The following is a 3279-nucleotide window of genomic DNA, read 5'->3' as shown; positions in this document are numbered from 1 at the left end:
CACGAGTGATGTCGTGTTACCTGCACCTGAATATATAGGGTGTGTGGAGGGAACGTGGGGAAGTGAAACATCTCAGTACCCACAGGAAGAGAAAACAATTGTGATTCCGTGAGTAGTGGCGAGCGAAAGCGGATGAGGCCAAACTTTGTGCGTGTGATACCCGGCAGGGGTTGCGTATGGAGGGTTGTGGGGTTTACTTTGTCGATTCTGCCGGATCGGCCGACAGTAAGAAATCATGGTGTTAGTCGAAGTGGTCTGGAACGGCCTGTCGTAGAGGGTGAGAATCCCGTAGACGAAAATACTGTGACTGTCGTAGTGAATACCCAAGTAGCAGCGGGCCCGTGAAATCTGCTGTGAATCTGTCGGGACCACCCGATAAGCCTGAATACTCCCTGGTGACCGATAGCGGACTAGTACCGTGAGGGAAAGGTGAAAAGTACCCCGGGAGGGGAGTGAAATAGTACCTGAAACCGTGCGCTTACAATCCGTCAGAGCTGGTGAACAGTTTGTTCTGTTGCTGGTGATGGCGTGCCTTTTGAAGAATGAGCCTGCGAGTTAGTGGCATGTCGCGAGGTTAACCCGTGTGGGGTAGCCGTAGCGAAAGCGAGTCCGAATAGGGCGTATCACCGTGAGGTGTGTAGTGGCGTGCTCTAGACCCGAAGCGGAGTGATCTACCCATGGCCAGGTTGAAGCGACGGTAAGACGTCGTGGAGGACCGAACCCACTTAGGTTGAAAACTGAGGGGATGAGTTGTGGGTAGGGGTGAAAGGCCAATCAAACTCCGTGATAGCTGGTTCTCCCCGAAATGCATTTAGGTGCAGCGTCACGTGTTTCTCATCGGAGGTAGAGCTACTGGATGGTCTAGGGGGCTTACCGGCTTACCGAAATCAGCCAAACTCCGAATGCCGATGAGTGAGAGCGTGGCAGTGAGACTGCGGGCGATAAGGTTCGTAGTCGAGAGGGAAACAGCCCAGATCGCCAGCTAAGGTCCCTAAGCGTGTACTAAGTGGAAAAGGATGTGGGGTCGCGAAGACAACCAGGAGGTTGGCTTAGAAGCAGCCACCCTTGAAAGAGTGCGTAATAGCTCACTGGTCAAGTGATCCTGCGCCGACAATGTAGCGGGGCTCAAGTACACCACCGAAGCTGCGGCACTCATACAATAGCCCGCATGTTCCTTACGAGGAGTGTGCCAGGTGTGTGGGTGGGTAGGGGAGCGTCGTGCAGCCATGGAAGCATCGGAGTGATCCAGGTGTGGAGGCTGTGCGAGTGAGAATGCAGGCATGAGTAGCGAAAGACGAGTGAGAAACTCGTCCGCCGAATGACCAAGGGTTCCTGGGCCAGGTTAATCCGCCCAGGGTGAGTCGGGACCTAAGACGAGGCCGACAGGCGTAGCCGATGGACAACGGGTTGATATTCCCGTACCCGTGTGAACGCGCCCATGGTGAATCAGTGATACTAACTGCCCTGAATCCACGTTACTGATCTCTTTCGAGAGTGAGGGGTGTGGTGGATGCGCAGGACCTGATCTGGTAGTAGCCAAGCGATGGGGTGACGCAGGAAGGTAGCTGGGCCAGTCAGTGGTAATACTGGTGTAAGCCTGTAGGGCGAACGGTAGGCAAATCCGCCGTTCATGATGCCTGAGAGGTGATGCGTAGCCGATTGAGGCGAATTCAGTGATCCTATGCTGCCGAGAAAAGCCTCTAGCGAGCTTTCACACGGCCCGTACCCCAAACCGACACAGGTGGTCAGGTAGAGAATACTAAGGCGATCGAGATAACTATGGTTAAGGAACTCGGCAAAATGCCCCCGTAACTTCGGGAGAAGGGGGACCCTGTCTGGTGATGAACTTTTCGTTCTGAGCTGGGTGGGGTCGCAGAGACCAGTGAGAAGCGACTGTTTACTAAAAACACAGGTCCGTGCGAAGTCGTAAGACGATGTATACGGACTGACGCCTGCCCGGTGCTGGAAGGTTAAGAGGACCGGTTAGTCACTTCGGTGGCGAAGCTGAGAATTTAAGCCCCAGTAAACGGCGGTGGTAACTATAACCATCCTAAGGTAGCGAAATTCCTTGTCGGGTAAGTTCCGACCTGCACGAATGGCGTAACGACTTCTCAGCTGTCTCAACCATAGACTCGGCGAAATTGCATTACGAGTAAAGATGCTCGTTACGCGCGGCAGGACGAAAAGACCCCGGGACCTTCACTATAGCTTGGTATTGGTGTTCGGTTCGGTTTGTGTAGGATAGGTGGGAGACTGTGAAGCGGTGACGCCAGTTACTGTGGAGTCGTTGTTGAAATACCACTCTGATCGTATTGGATACCTTAACCTCGGACCATGATCTGGTTCAGGGACAGTGCCTGGTGGGTAGTTTAACTGGGGCGGTTGCCTCCTAAAATGTAACGGAGGCGCCCAAAGGTTCCCTCAGCCTGGTTGGCAATCAGGTGTCGAGTGCAAGTGCACAAGGGAGCTTGACTGTGAGACTGACACGTCGAGCAGGGACGAAAGTCGGGACTAGTGATCCGGCACCGGCATGTGGAAGCGGTGTCGCTCAACGGATAAAAGGTACCCCGGGGATAACAGGCTGATCTTCCCCAAGAGTCCATATCGACGGGATGGTTTGGCACCTCGATGTCGGCTCGTCGCATCCTGGGGCTGGAGTAGGTCCCAAGGGTTGGGCTGTTCGCCCATTAAAGCGGCACGCGAGCTGGGTTTAGAACGTCGTGAGACAGTTCGGTCTCTATCCGCCGCGCGCGTAAGAAACTTGAGGAAGGCTGTCCCTAGTACGAGAGGACCGGGACGGACGAACCTCTGGTGTGCCAGTTGTTCCACCAGGAGCACCGCTGGTTAGCTACGTTCGGAAGGGATAACCGCTGAAAGCATCTAAGCGGGAAGCCTGTTCCAAGATGAGGTTTCTCACCCCCTCGAGGGGGTAAGGCCCCCGGCAGACCACCGGGTTGATAGGCCAGAACTGGAAGTCGGGTAACCGATGTAGGTGACTGGTACTAATAGGCCGAGGACTTACCACAAAGAAGCTACGCGTCCACTGTGCAATATCTGAAACAGCACACGTTTCAGTATTACAAAATTGAATGAGCCAACTTCATTCACCGTTATGTGTGAATGGTTCGTTGTGTTCCGTGTGTAACTGTTTCATAGAGTTACGGCGGCCATAGCGGAGGGGAAACGCCCGGTCCCATTCCGAACCCGGAAGCTAAGCCCTCCAGCGCCGATGGTACTGCACTCGACAGGGTGTGGGAGAGTAGGACACCGCCGAACACA

2 rRNA genes are annotated in these 3279 nt (G+C 54.5%); both read left to right on the top strand.

From position 1 onward, the window contains the following. A 23S ribosomal RNA gene (locus ABIB36_RS21845) occupies nucleotides 1–3026 on the top strand; the annotation flags it as partial. 133 nt (nucleotides 3027–3159) lie between these two features. Then, nucleotides 3160–3276, top strand: a 5S ribosomal RNA gene (gene rrf / locus ABIB36_RS21840). Nucleotides 3277–3279: the final 3 nt, after the last annotated feature.

Origin of the sequence: Rhodococcus sp. UYP9, assembly GCF_040547235.1 — a bacterium.
Taxonomy (GTDB): Bacteria; Actinomycetota; Actinomycetes; order Mycobacteriales; family Mycobacteriaceae; genus Rhodococcoides.
The sequence above is the reverse complement of the archived record's forward strand: the minus strand, read 5'-3'. Positions and strand labels throughout refer to the sequence as shown.